The sequence below is a fragment of the Syntrophorhabdaceae bacterium genome (genome assembly GCA_036504895.1).
Classification (GTDB): Bacteria; Desulfobacterota; Syntrophorhabdia; order Syntrophorhabdales; family Syntrophorhabdaceae; genus PNOM01.
This window is the reverse complement of the sequence record DASXUJ010000138.1, coordinates 21,572-38,214: the sequence shown is the minus strand read 5'-3', so window position 1 is coordinate 38,214 and position 16,643 is coordinate 21,572. Positions and strand designations below refer to the sequence as shown.

Sequence of the window (16,643 nt, the reverse complement as noted above, 5' to 3'; positions counted from 1 at the left end):
AGGGTTGTCTTTCCATGATCTATGTGTCCAATGGTTCCTATGTTGACATGGGGTTTCGTTCGTTCATACTTTTTCTTAGCCATAAAGAACCTCCGTTACTGTTTTTTCTCTATTTTTCATCAAGGTTTCATAGATATGTCCCGGCACAGGCGTGTAATGGAAAAATTCCATGCTGAAGTAGCCCCTTCCCTGGGTGGCTGAACGCAGATGGGTAGTATACCCGAACATCTGGTCCAGGGGTATGTGGGCGACTATATATTTAAAATCGTTTCTGTCCCCCAATTCGGCAATCCTGCCTCTTCTCGACGACACATCGCCGATAACGGTTCCCATGCAGTCAGGGGGTACGTTTATATCAACTTTCATAATAGGCTCGAGGATAACGGGATTCGCCTTGTGCACCGCCTGCTTGAGCCCCAAAGAGGCGGCAAGCTTGAAGGCCAGCTCCGACGAATCGACATCGTGATAGGAGCCGTCCGTCAGTTCCACCTTTATGTTGATAAGGGGGAACCCGAGGAGGATGCCTTTTTCGCAGGTCTCCCTGACGCCCGCCTCGATACTCGAGATATATTCTTTCGGGATTACCCCGCCTACGGTCTTATTTTCAAAAATGAAGTCGGCCCCCTCATGAGGGGATACCTGAAGGACCACATGGCCGTACTGCCCCCTGCCACCCGACTGCTTGATGTATTTGCCGATACCCGTGGTACCTCTGGTGATGGTCTCCCGGTACGCCACCTGAGGAGCGGACGATATCATTTCCAGGTTATGCTCCCTCTTTGCCCGGTCCATCAATATCTCAAGGTGAAGTTCACCCATACCGGAAAGTATCACCTCACTCGTCTCTTTATCCATTTTCACGGTAATTGAGGGGTCTTCGACGGTGTACCTGTTGAAGACGAGCCACATTTTCTTAAGATCGTCTTTCTTTTTCGGTGTGATGGCGATGGATACGACGGGTACGGGTACTTCAATGGTCTCGAAGAGTATATCCGAGTCTTCGCCGGTGAGCGTGTCGCCCGTGCTCGCATTCTTCAGTCCCACTATGGCGCAAATGTCTCCCGCTTCCACTCTTTTTACATCTTCCCGCTTATTTGCGTGAAGTCGCAGGATCCTGCCTATACGCTCCGTCCTGGACCTCGCGCTGTTCAGTACCATGTCTCCCGTCTTCAACTCGCCGGAATAGATGCGTATATAGCTTAACTGCCCCACGAAGGGATCAGTCATTATCTTGAACACGAGTCCGCTGAAGGGCTCATCTTTGTTACCCTCCATCTCGCCTTCGACCCCTTCCGCCGTCCAGTACTTATAAGGAGATACTTCGGCGGGTGAAGGCAGGTAATCGACGATCGCGTCAAGGAGAGGCTGTACCGCCTTATTCTTGAATGCGCTTCCACACAGAATGGGCAGAAAATTTCCGTTGAGCGTGCCCTTCCGTATCACTCTTTTTATTTCGTCTTCTCCCATGGCAAGACCATCGAGATAGCCGGCCATGAATACATCGTCTATTTCTGCAAGAGCTTCTAAAAGCTCTATTTTCAGTTCCTCGGCTTTCCCTTTCAGATCTTCCGGAATATCGGTTACCGTGACGTCAAGCCCCTTGGGGTCCTTATCATAGAAGAGGGCATGCTCCCGTATGACGTCGACGACGCCCACGAACTCATCCCCGTGCTTTATGGGGATCTGAAGTATAAGCGGGTTCGCTTTCAATATGTCGCGCATCATAGCCACGCACTTATCGAGATTTGAAGCCGGCCTGTCCATCTTGTTCACATAACCTATGCGGGGGACGCCGTACCTGTCGGCCTGTCTCCAGACCGTTTCCGACTGGGGCTCCACCCCTTCCACACCGGAAAAGAGGGCCACCGCGCCGTCGAGGACCCTGAGGGACCTCCCCACTTCGATGGTAAAGTCGATATGGCCGGGCGTGTCGATGATATTGATCCTGTGATCCCGCCAAAAACAAGTGGTAGCCGCTGCGGTGATGGTGATTCCCCGTTCTTTCTCCTGCTCCATCCAATCCATGGTCGCAGCGCCGTCGTCCACCTCACCGATGCGGGTGTTGACGCCTGTATAGAAAAGCATCCGCTCCGTCGCGGTCGTTTTTCCTGCGTCGATATGGGCCATAATGCCCACGTTTCTTAATACGTTGATACCGCCTTTACTCATTCAACACCTATTACCACCTATAATGCGCGAAAGCCTTGTTCGCTTCAGCCATCTTATGTGTATCTTCTCTCTTTTTAACAGACCCGCCTTTATTATTGTAGGCATCCAGGATTTCACCGGCAAGCCGCTCGGTCATCGTCCTCTCCGACCGGTCCCTTGAATAGCGGATCAGCCACCGTATGCCGAGGGAAAGCTTTCTGTTGACTCTTACCTCGACAGGGACCTGGTACGTGGCGCCGCCGACTCGCCTCGCCTTAACCTCTATCTCGGGCTTAATATTGTCCATGGCCTTCTGAAAAATCTTGAGGGCCTCTTCTTTCACCTTTTCTTCAACCAGGTTGAATGCTCCATACACGATTCTGGTTGCCGTGCTCTTCTTTCCGTCGAGCATGATGCAGTTTATCAACCTCTGAACAACAAGGTCGTTGTATTTCAGATCAGGCACCCTCTCTCTTTTTGCTATATGTCCTTTTCTTGGCATACCCCTGCTCCTCTATTGTTTCGGTCTCTTTGCGCCGTACTTCGACCTGCTCTTCTTCCTGTTCGCTACGCCGCTTGCATCCAGCGAGCCCCTGATTATATGGTATCTTACGCCCGGTAAGTCCTTGACTCTGCCACCTCTTATAAGAACAACGGAGTGCTCCTGGAGGTTGTGCCCGATTCCCGGTATATAGCTCGTCACTTCTATGCTGTTGGTCAACCTTACACGGGCGACTTTTCTCAATGCCGAGTTAGGCTTTTTCGGAGTCGTCGTATATACCCTCACGCACACGCCCCTCTTCTGCGGGCAGTTCGTAAGTGCGGGAGAGGAACTTTTCTTCTTGACGACCTTCCTCCCTAGCCTCACTAATTGATTAATGGTTGGCATTCCTTTTACCTCCAAAAAAATAATCCCTTCTTAACAAGGGATGAATGTACCCGCAAAAAAACTTGTGTATATTAAACATTTTCCCTTGCTCTGTCAAGAGATTTATGCCGAATATACCCCGTCGTTCTTCCGTCCCGGGCGAATACCGTTTTTAACCGGTCCGTACCCCGCGAAAGAATAGTCCTGGGTTCATGCAGAAACCCCGAGACTCACGGCCCTCTCGACTCAGCTTGAGATTCTTGAGGTCTTTTCCGCTCCGCTCCTGAGAGTTCTTCCCTCTTGCAGCGTATTTATACCATAGCTCACGAGTAGTTACAAGACAAATAGATACTTCGGGGGCACTTTCCTCTTTTTTTGTCACCAGTCCGCCTCCATCCCGCCCGCCGGCACCGCGCTCCTCCTGGGTGATACCTGTATTTCGAGAGGATCTGAAAATTATTCTTCTCTTCTTTACAAAAATCTTGACAATTTCTTCCATTGTATACTAACTTTGCACTCAAATCGTTTATTTCAAGTGTGGCCGGGCAAGGTCGGTCGAAAGAACTAATCAATAGGGGAGGAGGAATATCGTTATGAGTGAAGCGGCGAAAGTATTCGGAATGTCGGCAAATGGAGGGAGATGGATTTTCGTCATCCTTAACATGGTCATCAACATGTGTCTGGGGGCGGTTTACGCGTACAGTGTCTTTAAGAAGCCTCTTGAGGAGCTCTTCAATATCAGTGCGACCCAGGGCAACCTGCCTTTTATGGTATTTATCGCAATATTTGCACTATTTACCTTTTTTGCCGGGAGATTCATCGATAAATACGGACCTCGCAAAGTCATGATGCTGGGCGGCATCATCGTCGGCGTGGGATGGATTCTCACCACTTTTGCATCAAGTATATATATGGTGATCGTAACCTATAGTATCATCGGCGGTGCCGGAGTAGGCATAGTATACGGCGGCCCGGTGTCGGTAGCGACTCGTTGGTTCCCTGATAAGAAAGGCCTCGCCGTGGGGCTGTCCCTTCTCGGATTCGGGGCCTCAGCGTTCGTGACCGCACCCCTTGCCAAGACACTTATCGGCTCCTATGGACCGCTCAATACCTTTGGCCTCATGGGCGTCGCCTTTCTCATCGTCACCGTCATTCTCGCCATGCCCATGAGATTCCCGGCACCGGGGTGGATCCCCGCAGGCTGGACGCCCCCCAAGGGCGCGGCCCTTGCAAAATCCCTTGCCATCAGCGATATGTTCAAGAATAGCAGCTTCTATGGTCTTTGGCTCTGCTATACCTGCGGAACCACTGCCGGCCTTATGGCCATCGGCATCAGCGCCTCCGTGGGGAGAGAAGTGATCGGACTCGATGCGGGCATGGCTGCCTTCCTCGTTTCTATTTTTGCAGTTTTCAACGGCATAGGACGCCCTATCTTTGGCGCCCTCACGGATAAGATTACACCCCGGTATGCCGCGATCCTCTCTTTCATCATTATATTAGCGGCATCTTTCATGATGCTCGGAGCGGACAAGGGCAGCACCACTCTCTACGCGGTGGCCTTCTGCGGGTTCTGGCTGGTCCTCGGCGGCTGGCTCGCCATTGGCCCCGCGGCTACCGCGGCCTTCTTCGGTCTTGAAGGGTACGCCCAGAAATACGGCGTGGTCTTCAGCGCCTACGGACTCGGCGCGATCATAGGGGGCATCATCTCGGGAATGGCCAAGGATACTTTCGGAAGCTATCTCAAAGCCTTCTATCCCACCGCCATCCTGGCAATCGTCGGCATCATAATCGCCTTTGTTATGCTGAAACCGCCGAAAAAAGACTAATCTCCACCTCACCCGCACTCAAAAAAGGCAGCCCTCAAAGGGCTGCCTTTTTAATTCACCTTATGAACAAAACATTTGCCCCCGTCACCGACTACCATTCGCGGGAAAGAGGAGTGGCTCAGAGCGCGTGCTCGTGGAGAAGGAGACGTGAGGCCCATTCATTGCCTTGCCGGCCTGTTCCAGGCCATACTTTTTAAATGGTCCGCTTCAGAATCAGATATTCATATTTATAGAGGTCTTCCACAAACTGGTATACCATCTCGCCCTCGTCACTATACCGTCCTCTCGACGCGAGGATGGAACGCAGTCCTTCGTCAGTCTCCCTTAAGGGTATAAAATCGGCGAAGGGTCCGCGGGTGCATTCGTAACCGAATGAGCGGGCCACCTGTTCGAGGTGGGAAAACCTGATCGAATACTCATCATGGCCCATGAGGGAGATTCTTTCCGGGTTATATGACGGTTTCATATCAAAATGGGATCTCAGGGCGGGTGGAGGGCTTGCCTCGCAACTGTGCTCGCCCGTGTAAATGAGGTCCATTCCGGAGACACAAAGCTTCTCCACGGCTTCAAGGGCCCCTATGTTGACATTGCACAGGTCCCCTTCCGGCAATTCCAGCCCATATTTTTTTATAAACCCGGCAGCTTTCCTTATAGTGGGATCGGAGTGGTCGAAACCGACCTGAAGCGGTTCTTTTCCAATGTCTACCAGCGTAGGAAAATCACCCAGGTTTTCATTCATGATTGCCACATCGAAGTGCCGCAGGGTCGAGACGTCTGTCTCCAGGAAATCCTCTTCTCTAAAAAAAACCCGTCTACCTTTCAAAGTTTCCCGTTGTTTTTCGAGGAGGACCGGCGAAATATCGAGCATCACGGGCTCAAGGGAGGGATTCCGGTCGAGGAAATCCCTCATAAGGTATCCATAGCCCCCACCGATCTCGAGTATATTCCTTACCCGGTCCATATCGCAAAAGCCGCACAGGTGATCGAAGAGGAAGTATCCGAAGGACGCGTCTTTCTTGAGGATCTTTCTGATCCCAGTGCCGTCCTGATGAAGGGCATTGCACACGGTAAGCTCCCATCCCAGGGTATTCAGCTTGTGTTGGTGAAAATCTTTCGTAGAATTAAGCACAGAATCACCGGTCCAGGTTCCGGGCCTCCCGGCGAGCGACAGGCACGGTCAATTGAGAAAAAAGGCCCCGGGGGGTGTCCCCGGGGCCTCATGATTACGCGCTTCTCTTACTGCCTTCCCTTCACGATCTCATCAACGACTGACGGATCGGCAAGAGTCGTGGTATCGCCGAGCTCGTCTATTGCGCCGGCTGCGACCTTTCTCAGGATCCTTCTCATGATCTTACCTGATCTCGTCTTGGGCAAGCCTGATACGAACTGAATCTTGCCGGGGGACGCGATAGGACCGATCTCTTTTCTCACGTGAGCTACAAGCTCTTTCTTCAGGGCATCCGTTCCTTCCACGCCCGTCTTCAGAATGATATATGCATAAAGGTCTTCGCCCTTTATGTCGTGCGGGAAGCCGACGACAGCTGACTCGGCAACCGCTGAGGCCAGGCCGTTAAGTGCAGCCTCAACCTCTGCCGTACCCATTCTGTGGCCGGATACGTTTACGACGTCGTCGATACGGCCCATCAGCCAGAAATAGCCGTCTTCGTCTTTTCTTGCGCCGTCGCCGGAGAAGTAGAACCCGGGCTGCTGTACGAAATAGGTATTGAAAAATCTTTCCGGCTCGCCAAACACGCCTCTCATCATGCCGGGCCAGGACCGGCCGATGCAAAGCTCGCCCTGTTCGTTCACGGGCGCGTCTACTGCAGGCAGATCACCGGACGACCTTGACTGCAAGCAACGGGCTTCGACGCCAAAGAACGGCAGGGATGCCGAACCCGGCTTCTGCGGCCATGCGCCGGGAAGGCCCGTGATCAGGATGCCGCCTGTCTCTGTCTGCCACCACGTATCGACGATGGGGCATTTCTCTCTTCCTACATACTTGTGGTACCAGAGCCATGCTTCGGGACCGATCGGTTCACCCACTGAGCCAAGGACTCTCAGGGAGGACAGGTCTCTACCCATGGGCCACTTCTCGCCGTCTTTCATCAATGCCCTGATTGCGGTGGGGGCGGTGTAGAAGCTCGTGACTTTGAACTTCTCGACGATCTGCCAGAACCGGTCCGGATTCGGGAATGTAGGCACCGACTCGAAGACGATCGAGGTTGCGCCATTGCAGAGAGGTCCGTATACGATGTATGAATGGCCCGTCACCCAGCCGATGTCTGCCGTACAGAAGAATATGTCTTTATCTTTGTAGTCGAAGATGTATTTGAATGTGGCGTAGGTATATACCATATACCCGCCCGTGGTATGGAGCACGCCTTTCGGTTTTCCCGTGGAGCCGGAAGTATAGAGGATGAATAACGGGTCTTCCGCATCCATCATTTCCGCGGGACACTGGTCGCTGATATCGGAGGCTGCCAGCTCGTCCTCGAAGAAGGTATCTCTTCCTGCCTTCATGGGAACGTCGAAGCCGGCCAGTCTCTTTACCACGATTACCTTATCGACGGTGTGGCCTTCTTTTGCACAGAGGTCGCACGCGATGTCGGCGTTTGCCTTGGAGCTTACATGTTTGCCTGAACGCCAGTAGCCGTTCGCGGTGATAAGCAGTTTTGCGCCGGCGTCAAGGATCCTGTCCCTGAGGGCCTCAGCCGAGAAACCGCCGAAGACGATTGTATGGATGGCGCCGATCCTGGCACATGCGAGCATGGCGATGGGAAGCTGATAGATCATGGGAAGGTAAATGGCAATCCTGTCGCCTTTCCTTACGCCCTTTTTCTTCAGCACGTTTGCGAACTTCGATACTTCCGTCAGCATTTGCTTGTAGGTGAGCTTTACTACGTCTTCATCCGGCTCGCCCTGAAAGATAATGGCGGTTTTGTCGCCCTTTCCTTTTTTGATCTGAGCGTCAAGGCAGTTATAGGAGATGTTTGTCTTGCCGCCGATGAACCATTCCACTTCGCCCTTGTTGAAGTCTTCCCTGTTGATCTTCAGCCATTTTTTGTCCCAGTAAAGCTCCGATGCGATCTCACCCCAAAAGGTGTCGGGGTCCTGAAGAGACTGCTTCCACATCTTCTCATACTGCTCCCGGCTGCTTACATATGCCTGATCAACAAATTCTTTTGGTGGATAAAACTTACCTTCTTCTGCCATATAACCCTCCTGTGTGATATTGGATATTACACTAAACGCGATACCGCTTTTGCCGGGACGCCGATTGAGAGCAATCCCCTGCTGCACAACTTTTGCTTGGATGCTAAATTTTAAACACCCCATGAGATGTTGTCAATAAAATTATGTTAATATTTTCACAATATGGCCTCTCTCCGCCTTTGCCGAAGGGGCAGCCGATCTCATTTTAACCGATTCAAAACCGCACACCCGAAGCCTCATTGACTATTCGGGCCGGCGATGATATCTTTCTCTCAGGGAGGATCGCCTATGTTCGGTCTTGGAATGCCTGAATTGATCATTATTATGGTTATCGTGCTTCTTATCTTCGGGGCAGGCAAGCTTCCGGAGATCGGAGGCGCCATAGGAAAGGGCATCAAGGGCTTCAAGAAATCGATCAAGGAGCCCGATGAGATAGACATTACGCCCAAGACCACAAACGAGAACCAAGAGAAAAGCAAAAACGCCTGATCCGGGCTTTTGCCCGCCTTCGCGGCCCTTCCTTCTGTGAGCGGGGCAGTGGTGGGCCTTTTCTGCCACAGAGTAAAATCGTGCCTTTCCCTTCAATAACAGATTATATAAATAGATTCGGTCTGACGAAGAATCAGGACCGTGTCACCTGTCGGCCATTTGTCTGTTGATAACCACGGGACTTGAGGATACAATGATGCTGTGGAAATTCTGGACGGATACCTCCCTGCATCGATCCAACGGGCCGCGGACTTGCTTACACGGGGGGAGCTCGTTGCTTTCCCCACGGAAACCGTGTATGGACTCGGCGCAGACGCCCTCAACAGTCTGGCCGTGGCAGGGATTTTCGAGCTCAAAAAGCGGCCCCATTTCGACCCCCTGATTATTCACATCGGAGAAAAAGAGTGGCTTCGCAGGTATGCAAGGAGCGTTCCGCCCAAAGCCGCGGAGCTCGCGAGCCGCTTCTGGCCGGGACCTCTTACCCTCATATTGGAAAAGAATGACCTCATACCCGATATAGTCACCTCGGGACTGCCTACGGTGGGTATACGTATGCCCGCTCATCCCGTAGCCCTTGAGCTCATCAGGCGCCTGGACCGCCCTATCGCAGCCCCGAGCGCCAATCCTTTCGGATATATGAGTCCCACCCGGGCGGCCCATGTGGCAGCCATGTTCAAGGATACGCCCCTTCTCATCCTCGACGGCGGGGACAGCGCCTTCGGCATAGAATCCTCCATAGTCTCCTTTCCCTCCGATTCCGTGCGGCTACACCGGCACGGGGCGCTCACGGCCGAAGATCTTACATGCGCCGTGGGTCCCCTCATGGAAAAGAAGAATGACGGCTCGTGTGAATCTCCCGGAGAACTCCCTTACCATTACGCACCCCATAAGCCTCTGGTGATTGTGGAATCGATCGGAGAGGCAAAGAACCCCAGATCTTCTTATCTTTCCTTCAAAGAGCTTTCCCGGAACCCCGAGGTTCGCCATATAAGGACCCTCTCCCCTAAAGGAGACCTCAGGGAGGCGGCCGCCAATTTTTTTTCTTTTCTCATCGAATTGGACAGGGAAGACGTGGATGTAATCTATGCGGAAAAAATACCTGAAAGCGGTCTGGGAAGGGCTATGATGGAACGGCTTCATAAGGCATCAAGAAAATACCTTTACATAACCCGTTGATAAATTCGATTGCAAATGATAATCTTACTTCATGAAAAAAGACTCTCCCTATGTCCCTGCTTTTTGGCAAACAATTGATATTATTGTGTTTTCTCGTCACTCAAGTAGTGAAAGAGGAAAGAAAATCGCACGAATTTTCAATGGCTTAGGGAACTCTTCCTACAGCTTGTACACAAGTTTCCCACACAAATTGTGGAAAACATTGTCAGGCAGGGGACTTATTAAAGCAGGGGTTTTCATTTTCTGCGCAACCTTCCTCTTCTCCTGTACCTTTTTCAATGGGGCAAAAAAGGATCAGATTCCTGCGGCCGGCGCAAAAAAGACGGGACAGGAGACGAAATCCGCCGATACCGTAAAGGCAAAAGAGGTCCCGAAAGAAAAGCAGGCCAGGGTAGCCCTGGACAGTTCACTCATAGATAAGAATGAGGATGAAGTTAAAAAGAAATTCGGGGAGCCGAATATCGTAAGCAAGACTCCCGACAACCAGATAATCTGGACCTATATACCCAAATGGAAGATCTGGCCCGACAATGCGGATACGGTGTACGTCGAATTTACCGAGGGCAAGGTAGTCCGGATCGTAAGGGCGGTGCGGTAAATCCGCCGGAAAGGTGAAAGATATGATATGCGAAAAATGCGCAGGTGAAATAGAGACCGTTCTGTGTAACCACTGTGGAGAAAACATCGTGAAGCTCGGCTCGTATTGCTACGCCTGCGGAGAGGCTTTGGACTCTGACGCCCCCGAGAAAGACCGGGAGGATGAACCGGACCTTTCGACGCGTATTCTCTGCAGCGATGAGGCGTGCATAGGCGTGGTGAACGAGCAGGGTTTCTGCAAGGTGTGCGGGAAAGAGTACATACCGCCCTCCGATTAAACCGCCGGATCGTCCTTCGCTCTCCCTCTTTTTCTCCTGATTTTTCTTCTTCTCTCACACGCAGGAGAAGGAGTCGACTCAATGGACCCGATGTGCGGAAAGCGGCCTCTGATTGAGGCGGCACGCCCTTTCACCCTACTCCGGATTGCAGAGGTTTATTTGCGCTGATTATACGGTTACGGACAAGACGGAGATCATCAGAATAAAGGAGCGGGAACAACAATGGTCAGTTTCCTGGATAAAATAAAAAACGGCCTCACCAAGACAAGAGACCAGATCCGCACCCGGATCGAGTGGGCGGTCAAGGGCAAGGCGGTCGATGAAGATTCTTTCGAGGCTATGGAAGAGGCCCTGGTTCTCGCAGACGCGGGTGTGGAGACCACCGACCTGCTCATGGATGCCCTCAGGGACAAATGGAAGAGAGGCTTTGTAAAGACGGTCGAAGATATTGAGACCGTAATGAAAGAAGAGGTGCGGCAATTTCTTTTGCCCATCGAGAAGCCGATCATCACGGAATCGCATAAACCTTTCGTGATACTCACCCTCGGGGTAAACGGCGTGGGCAAAACGACTACCATAGCCAAACTGGCCCATATATACCAAAAATCGGGGAAGACCGTACTTCTCGGAGCGTGCGATACCTTCAGGGCCGCTGCGGTCGAACAACTGGAAGTATGGGCAGACCGTCTGAAGATAGATGTGATCAAGCATGCGGAAGGCTCGGATCCCGCCGCGGTCGCCTTCGATTCAACTAAGGCGGCAAAGGCCCGGGGCGCCGATATTGTCATTCTCGACACGGCAGGCCGGCTCCATACGAAGGCGAACCTCATGGAAGAGATGAAGAAGATAAAGAGGGTCGTCTCGAAAGAGGTGGAGGGCGCGCCTCATGAGATTTTGCTCGTGGTCGATGCCACGAACGGCCAGAATACGATAGTCCAGGCGAAGACCTTTCACGAGGCCGTAGGTCTCACCGGGATCGTGGTGACGAAGCTGGACGGCACGGCAAAAGGTGGATTCGTCCTGCCTATCGCCCACCTCCTCGGACTTCCCATACGCTATGTCGGAGTGGGCGAAACAATGGACGATCTTGTGCCTTTCACGGCAAGAGACTTTGCGGAAGGACTTTTCACGACCAGATAAGCGTCGGACGGCTATTGATCGAAGCACGGAAGGAGCGTTCGCTCCCCGGGAAGACTTCGCGATTGACTTTATGCCTCTCAGACTATACTATGAGGGAAAATGGATATTACGAGGCATGTAAAGACGAAGTTTTTCGCCGGATTCTTCATCCTCATCCCTGTCATTGTCACATCATACCTTATTTATATGGTCGTAACATCGGTCGATTCCGTAATCTACCCCCTCGTGGGCAGGCTCACCCGCACGCTTATCGGCAGGGAGATATTCGTGCCCGGGACCGGGCTGGTGCTGCTCGTGATCATCGCATATATGACCGGCATCTTTGCGACCAATTATCTCGGTAAGAAGATGCTTAACCTCGGTGAGGCTGTTTTCACGAAAATACCTTTTGTCAAAAGCATTTACAGCTCAGTGAAGGATATGACCGATGCCTTTTCTTCACAGACAAAAAGAGCCTTTAAAGAGGCGGTCCTCGTAGATTTCCCTTTCCGGGGCGTGAGAGCGATCGGTTTCGTTACCAACAGGGTGATTGGCGAGGATCGCGAGGTTCTATGCTCCGTCTTCGTTCCTACCACGCCGAACCCCACTTCGGGGTACCTTATTATGGTGCCTGAAAAGGAGCTGACCTTTCTTCGCATGTCGGTGGACGAGGCCCTCAAATATATCATTTCCCTTGGCACCACACGGGGCGAGCTGAAATGAACAAGGCGGTCATACTCGATTCATTGGGGGCGGCGAGGCGATACCTGTTTAAGGCCCTGGCGATTGCGGCCCTTTCCGGGGTAATAAGTTTTTTCTTTTCAAAGGGGCTCCTCCGTCTTCTTCTTAACACCGTCCAGATCAAACTCTATTATATGAGCTTCCCCGAGGTATTCCTCGCTATGGTGGAGCTTGCCATGTATGCGGGGGTTTTCTTCGCCTTTCCTTTTCTGGTGATTCTCGCGTGGCATGAGTTTCATGGGGCCACGCGATTAACACACACTCAGGGGGCCGGCTTCGTGATCTTCTCCATCCTCCTCTTCTATGCGGGAAGCCTCTTCTGTTATCGTGTGGTCCTCCCTTCAGGCATCTCGTTTCTTCTCAGCTACGGCACGGGGCATATTCAGGCGATGATATCGGTTCAACGCTTCGTGGTTTTCTGCTCGGCCATGATTTTTGCCTTCGGGGTCACCTTTGAAGTACCCATAGTGCTCCTTATCCTGAGTAAAATAGGAATATTGAAATCCACGACTCTCGTACGCACCAGAAGGTACGCGGTCCTGATCATTACCATTGCATCCGCCCTGATCACCCCTACTCCCGATGTTTACAACATGATGCTTCTTGCAGTGCCCACCTATTTTCTCTTTGAGATAGGCATTCTCCTTATGAAAATTAGTGAAAAAAAACAACGCCTTGTGAAGGAGCAGGAGGCCGAAAGCCTGTGAGGGAGCCGCCATTCACGAATTGTCCCGTGGGAAAGTCGGTAAATCTTATATTGACCTGGCTTTCCTAATCTATATAGAATGTAGCCGTGGATGCATACCTCGCCCATTACGGTTATATCGCCATCGTAGTCGGAACCTTTCTTGAGGGGGAGACTACGGTTCTCATCGGGGGCATTTTCTCGAAGCTCCGGTATATGGAGCTGAACCGGGTCATGATCGCGGCTTTTACGGGAACCATGCTGGGGGACTGCACCTTTTTTTTCCTCGGAAAATATCTGGGCAGGAACCTGATCGAGAAATATGAGTTTCTCCGCTGCCGCATTCCCCTGGCCAACCGGATCATAAAGAGGTATGGTAATTTCATCCTCTTCCTCGTACGGTTTTTCGTGGGCGTGAGGGGCATAATCCTTCTCCTTCTGGGATGTACGGATATCAAGAAACGCACCTTTTTCCTCTACAGTACGTTAAGTGCCCTGCTCTGGAGCGTGGCGGTCTCTCTTATCGGGTATGTGTTCGGAGAAGTAGTCTACATCTTTGCCAATGACGTGAGAAAATACGAGCTCTATATTATTCCGGCGGTCCTTGCGGGAGTGCTTCTCCTCATTCTCATATACAGGCACGTAGTGAAGGAAAAGGAGGAAGAATCCTATGGAAATGACTGAAAAGATTGCCAGGGAGCTCAAGAAGAAATTCGAGGCGGAGAAGAGTCGCCATGAGGCCGAGGTCCTGGAGCACTGGAGGGGCGAGATAGAGATACTTTACAGGAAGAAGTATGAGAGCCTTGCCGCCCTGCAGGTCGAAATGAAACAGCTCACCGAGCGGATGAACAACAGAATAATGATGCTCAAGCGGCAAATAAGCGACTCCTGAAAATGTCTGTGAAAAATAAAGACATGCAGATGAATTGCACCAAGGATAGGGGTTCTTCAAACCCTGTTTCGAAGGACCGCCGTCTCCGGTCGGCCCCTCTGTGGGCCGGCGGGCTTACCCTCCTCCTTCTTCTTTCTCCTCACGCCTCCGCACAACACCCCCCGAAGAAGAGCCCGCCGGTGGAGAAGAGGTTCTCCGACGTGGAAAAGGAGGTCTCCCGCCTTATTGCGGAAACGGACGTTTATACCACCGAACACCTTCGCGAGCCCCTGCTCCTCTGCGATAAAAAAGTTTTTCTTTCCCGTGAGGACAATCGCGAGCGTTTCGAACGTGAATTCTTTCAACTCCTGGAGAACAAGGGCCTCCTCCACGTTATCGTAAAACGCTACCTGAAGTTTTATCCCATGATAAACGGAGAGATCCAAAGAGCCGGTATGCCTGCCGATCTCATTTACCTCATGGTGACGGAGAGCTACCTCAATCCCCGCTCCCTCTCAAAAGCCAATGCGGCCGGCATGTGGCAGTTTATCAAAGAGACCGGCAAGCGAGAAGGCCTCTTCATTTCCGATCACGTGGACGAAAGATACAACGTCAAAAAGGCGACCCGTTCAGCCCTGGCTCACTTACGCAGGCTTAACGGCGAATTCGGAGACTGGTTGCTTACTATGGCCGCTTATAATGCGGGGGCCGGCAGGATAAGAGAGGCCGTCCAGAACCAGGAGAGTACCGACTTTTTCCAGCTTTTTCTGCCCGAGGAGACGGAGCGGTATATCTTCAGAATCCTTGCGCTGAAGGAGATTATCACCGACCACGAGCGTTTCGGCATTTATATCGATGATAAAATGTTATACAAGCCGGTCCAGTTGGCGGAGGTAGCACTTGAGACCGACCAGGAGACCCATATAAACATCTTCGCAAAATCGATGGACCTGCCTTTTAGGACCTTCAGGATGTATAACCTCCATTTGAGAAAGTACAGGCTGCCTAAAGGTGTCTATACGGTCAATGTGCCTTTCGAAAAGAAAGATATATTTCTCAAGAGACTCAGGGCCTATCCCTCAGTTACCGTCCTGGGCGCTAATTAGCCGGTCACGTCTGCCGCATTCTTCCGGCACGCTATTCTTATCCCTGCCGTAGCCCAAAATCTATTAGCTGAAAATCCCCACTGCCTTCTGTGCGAGAAGAAGGAAATATCTTGGAAAGATACCGATGTGGAGGAGGGCCCAAATGCAGATCAGCATGGATGCCCCGTACTGGGGCTCGTTTTCCACGGGATCCGCCATGGTTGAAGGCTCTTTGAAGTACATGTACATGATGACCCTGAGATAATAGTATGCGGCTATTGCGCTCGTGAGCACGCCTATTACGGCCAGCCAGTAATAGTGTGCCTTGATCGCTGCACTGAAAACATAGAATTTGCCCGCAAACCCCGCCAAAGGCGGCACGCCCGCCAGGGAGAGGAGGAATATGCTCATAGAGAGGGCCACGAAAGGATGGCGTCTACCGAGACCCGCATAGCTTTCGATGTCCGTATTCTCGTCGCCTTTCCGTCCAAGGACCATGACCACCGTAAAAGCCCCGATATTCATAAAGGCGTATGCCACCAGATAGAAGAGCACACTCGAGCTGAGCACCTTGTCTCCTGTAACGAAGGCCACCAGAATATATCCTGCATGGGCTATGCTGGAATAGGCGAGCATGCGCTTCACGTCCTGCTGTACGAGGGCCGTGATGTTACCCACACACATGGTGAGTACGGCGATCACCCAGAGAATCTCGGACCACCCGCTTATAAGCGGCAGGAAGGCAGTGTAAAAGACCCGCATGAGGGCCCCGAAGGCCGCTGCCTTGACCCCGGTTGCCATATAGGCCGTTACGGACGTAGGTGCTCCCTGATAGACATCGGGCGTCCACATGTGAAAGGGGACCGATGCGATCTTGAACCCGAACCCCACGATGAGAAGCCCGAGGCCGATATAAAACATGGGAGCGGCGACCGGTTGCTTCGAAAGGATATACTGCTTCAGCTCAACCACATCGACCAGTCCCGTGGAGGCATAAATCAGGGCGATGCCGTAAAGGAGGAATGCGGTCGCAAAAGCGCCGAGAAGGAAATATTTAAGCGAAGCTTCCACGGATTTCACATTGTCCCGCATGAGACCGCAGAGCACATAAATCGAAAGGGACATCACCTCAAGTCCAATAAAAATAGTCACGAAACTATGGGAAGAGACCATTACCATCATGCCCAGAACACCGAACATAAGCAACGAGTAATACTCGCCCGACCCGATTCCCGTCTCTTCCCCGTACTTCAAAGAGATGAGGGCGATGAGGGCGAGTATCGCGAGAAAAAGGACTTTCAGAAAAGTCCCGTAATCGTCGATCGTATAGAGGCCGTTGAACACATCCTGTCTCGTTCCCCACAGGCCCACGGTATAATATATGGTAAAAAGGGAGCCCACGAGACATAGGATACCGGAGACCCTGGAAGAAATCGTCCCCTTTCCGAAGCCGCCGATGAGCAGCAACAGAAGCGCCCAGCCGGTGAGAGCGATCTCAGGCAATATCCATCTGAAGTCTGAAGCAGGAATTACAACATCCATGAACC

At 52.0% G+C, this 16,643-nt stretch carries 19 protein-coding genes; 11 read left to right on the top strand and 8 right to left on the bottom strand.

Going from position 1 to position 16,643, the window contains the following annotated elements; genetic code table 11:
* From VGJ94_19780 to VGJ94_19760, 5 genes are all read right to left on the bottom strand, one after another.
* Positions 1–83: GTP-binding protein (locus VGJ94_19780; GenBank protein ID HEY3278863.1), on the bottom strand; the 83-nt coding region annotated here is incomplete at its 3' end.
* Positions 76–2,169 carry an elongation factor G gene (gene fusA, locus VGJ94_19775; protein ID HEY3278862.1) on the bottom strand — a complete coding sequence of 698 codons (2,094 nt, stop codon included), beginning with the start codon at positions 2,167–2,169 and terminating at the stop codon, positions 76–78. The genes VGJ94_19780 and fusA, both read right to left, overlap by 8 nt.
* 10 nt (positions 2,170–2,179) lie before the next feature.
* The gene (gene rpsG, locus VGJ94_19770) at positions 2,180–2,650 is read right to left on the bottom strand and encodes a 30S ribosomal protein S7 (protein ID HEY3278861.1); all 471 of its coding nucleotides are present in this window, start codon (positions 2,648–2,650) and stop codon (positions 2,180–2,182) included.
* Between the two features lie 12 nt (positions 2,651–2,662).
* Positions 2,663–3,037, bottom strand: a complete 375-nt coding sequence (gene rpsL, locus VGJ94_19765) for a 30S ribosomal protein S12 (GenBank protein ID HEY3278860.1) — start codon at positions 3,035–3,037, stop codon at positions 2,663–2,665.
* Positions 3,038–3,188: 151 nt separating this feature from the next.
* Complete coding sequence (locus VGJ94_19760) at positions 3,189–3,515, bottom strand: hypothetical protein (GenBank protein HEY3278859.1); 327 nt, start codon at positions 3,513–3,515, stop codon at positions 3,189–3,191.
* Between the two features lie 94 nt (positions 3,516–3,609).
* On the opposite strand from VGJ94_19760, the gene VGJ94_19755 reads away from it, so the two are divergent.
* Positions 3,610–4,842, top strand: coding sequence for an OFA family MFS transporter (locus VGJ94_19755; protein ID HEY3278858.1), 1,233 nt, complete (start codon positions 3,610–3,612; stop codon positions 4,840–4,842).
* A 193-nt stretch (positions 4,843–5,035) separates the two neighbouring features.
* Here VGJ94_19755 and VGJ94_19750 read toward each other — a convergent pair whose 3' ends face one another.
* Together VGJ94_19750 and acs are read right to left on the bottom strand one after the other, a co-directional pair.
* Positions 5,036–5,971, bottom strand: a complete 936-nt coding sequence (locus VGJ94_19750; protein ID HEY3278857.1) for a methyltransferase — start codon at positions 5,969–5,971, stop codon at positions 5,036–5,038.
* Positions 5,972–6,078: 107 nt separating this feature from the next.
* Positions 6,079–8,055, bottom strand: coding sequence for an acetate--CoA ligase (gene acs / locus VGJ94_19745; protein ID HEY3278856.1), 1,977 nt, complete (start codon positions 8,053–8,055; stop codon positions 6,079–6,081).
* 288 nt (positions 8,056–8,343) lie between these two features.
* Here acs and tatA point away from each other — a divergent pair, with 288 nt between their 5' ends.
* The 10 genes from tatA to VGJ94_19695 all read left to right on the top strand — a co-directional run bounded on the left by tatA (position 8,344) and on the right by VGJ94_19695 (position 15,117).
* Positions 8,344–8,544, top strand: a complete 201-nt coding sequence (tatA, locus tag VGJ94_19740; protein HEY3278855.1) for a twin-arginine translocase TatA/TatE family subunit — start codon at positions 8,344–8,346, stop codon at positions 8,542–8,544.
* 201 nt (positions 8,545–8,745) lie between these two features.
* Positions 8,746–9,720, top strand: coding sequence for an L-threonylcarbamoyladenylate synthase (locus VGJ94_19735; GenBank protein ID HEY3278854.1), 975 nt, complete (start codon positions 8,746–8,748; stop codon positions 9,718–9,720).
* A gap of 202 nt (positions 9,721–9,922) precedes the next feature.
* Complete coding sequence (locus VGJ94_19730) at positions 9,923–10,318, top strand: hypothetical protein (GenBank protein HEY3278853.1); 396 nt, start codon at positions 9,923–9,925, stop codon at positions 10,316–10,318.
* 22 nt (positions 10,319–10,340) lie between these two features.
* Complete coding sequence (locus tag VGJ94_19725; GenBank protein ID HEY3278852.1) at positions 10,341–10,595, top strand: hypothetical protein; 255 nt, start codon at positions 10,341–10,343, stop codon at positions 10,593–10,595.
* Between the two features lie 222 nt (positions 10,596–10,817).
* Positions 10,818–11,735, top strand: coding sequence for a signal recognition particle-docking protein FtsY (gene ftsY / locus VGJ94_19720; GenBank protein ID HEY3278851.1), 918 nt, complete (start codon positions 10,818–10,820; stop codon positions 11,733–11,735).
* A 99-nt stretch (positions 11,736–11,834) separates the two neighbouring features.
* Positions 11,835–12,437 (top strand): DUF502 domain-containing protein, encoded by a 603-nt coding sequence (locus VGJ94_19715; GenBank protein ID HEY3278850.1) that lies wholly within the window; start codon positions 11,835–11,837, stop codon positions 12,435–12,437.
* Positions 12,434–13,162: a twin-arginine translocase subunit TatC gene (locus VGJ94_19710; GenBank protein HEY3278849.1), complete on the top strand. Its 729-nt coding sequence runs from the start codon at positions 12,434–12,436 to the stop codon at positions 13,160–13,162. The genes VGJ94_19715 and VGJ94_19710 overlap by 4 nt, the downstream gene beginning before the upstream one ends.
* 86 nt (positions 13,163–13,248) lie before the next feature.
* Positions 13,249–13,824: a DedA family protein gene (locus VGJ94_19705; GenBank protein ID HEY3278848.1), complete on the top strand. Its 576-nt coding sequence runs from the start codon at positions 13,249–13,251 to the stop codon at positions 13,822–13,824.
* Positions 13,811–14,032 carry a hypothetical protein gene (locus VGJ94_19700; protein HEY3278847.1) on the top strand — a complete coding sequence of 74 codons (222 nt, stop codon included), beginning with the start codon at positions 13,811–13,813 and terminating at the stop codon, positions 14,030–14,032. The genes VGJ94_19705 and VGJ94_19700 overlap by 14 nt, the downstream gene beginning before the upstream one ends.
* 8 nt (positions 14,033–14,040) lie before the next feature.
* Positions 14,041–15,117, top strand: coding sequence for a lytic transglycosylase domain-containing protein (locus tag VGJ94_19695; GenBank protein HEY3278846.1), 1,077 nt, complete (start codon positions 14,041–14,043; stop codon positions 15,115–15,117).
* Between the two features lie 63 nt (positions 15,118–15,180).
* On the opposite strand, the gene VGJ94_19690 is transcribed toward VGJ94_19695, so the two are convergent.
* Entirely contained in the window at positions 15,181–16,638 is a 1,458-nt protein-coding gene (locus tag VGJ94_19690; GenBank protein HEY3278845.1) for an NADH-quinone oxidoreductase subunit N, read from the bottom strand.
* Positions 16,639–16,643 lie beyond the last annotated feature (5 nt).

What these genes read in the sequence shown, in the direction of transcription:
- fusA (HEY3278862.1), bottom strand. Translation starts at nt 2,169, where the DNA reads ATGAGTAAAGGCGGTATCAACGTATTAAGAAACGTGGGCATTATGGCC.
- rpsG (HEY3278861.1), bottom strand. Translation starts at nt 2,650, where the DNA reads ATGCCAAGAAAAGGACATATAGCAAAAAGAGAGAGGGTGCCTGATCTG.
- rpsL (HEY3278860.1), bottom strand. Translation starts at nt 3,037, where the DNA reads ATGCCAACCATTAATCAATTAGTGAGGCTAGGGAGGAAGGTCGTCAAG.
- VGJ94_19760 (HEY3278859.1), bottom strand. Translation starts at nt 3,515, where the DNA reads ATGGAAGAAATTGTCAAGATTTTTGTAAAGAAGAGAAGAATAATTTTC.
- VGJ94_19755 (HEY3278858.1), top strand. Translation starts at nt 3,610, where the DNA reads ATGAGTGAAGCGGCGAAAGTATTCGGAATGTCGGCAAATGGAGGGAGA.
- acs (HEY3278856.1), bottom strand. Translation starts at nt 8,055, where the DNA reads ATGGCAGAAGAAGGTAAGTTTTATCCACCAAAAGAATTTGTTGATCAG.
- tatA (HEY3278855.1), top strand. Translation starts at nt 8,344, where the DNA reads ATGTTCGGTCTTGGAATGCCTGAATTGATCATTATTATGGTTATCGTG.
- VGJ94_19725 (HEY3278852.1), top strand. Translation starts at nt 10,341, where the DNA reads ATGATATGCGAAAAATGCGCAGGTGAAATAGAGACCGTTCTGTGTAAC.
- ftsY (HEY3278851.1), top strand. Translation starts at nt 10,818, where the DNA reads ATGGTCAGTTTCCTGGATAAAATAAAAAACGGCCTCACCAAGACAAGA.
- VGJ94_19715 (HEY3278850.1), top strand. Translation starts at nt 11,835, where the DNA reads ATGGATATTACGAGGCATGTAAAGACGAAGTTTTTCGCCGGATTCTTC.
- VGJ94_19710 (HEY3278849.1), top strand. Translation starts at nt 12,434, where the DNA reads ATGAACAAGGCGGTCATACTCGATTCATTGGGGGCGGCGAGGCGATAC.
- VGJ94_19700 (HEY3278847.1), top strand. Translation starts at nt 13,811, where the DNA reads ATGGAAATGACTGAAAAGATTGCCAGGGAGCTCAAGAAGAAATTCGAG.
- VGJ94_19690 (HEY3278845.1), bottom strand. Translation starts at nt 16,638, where the DNA reads ATGGATGTTGTAATTCCTGCTTCAGACTTCAGATGGATATTGCCTGAG.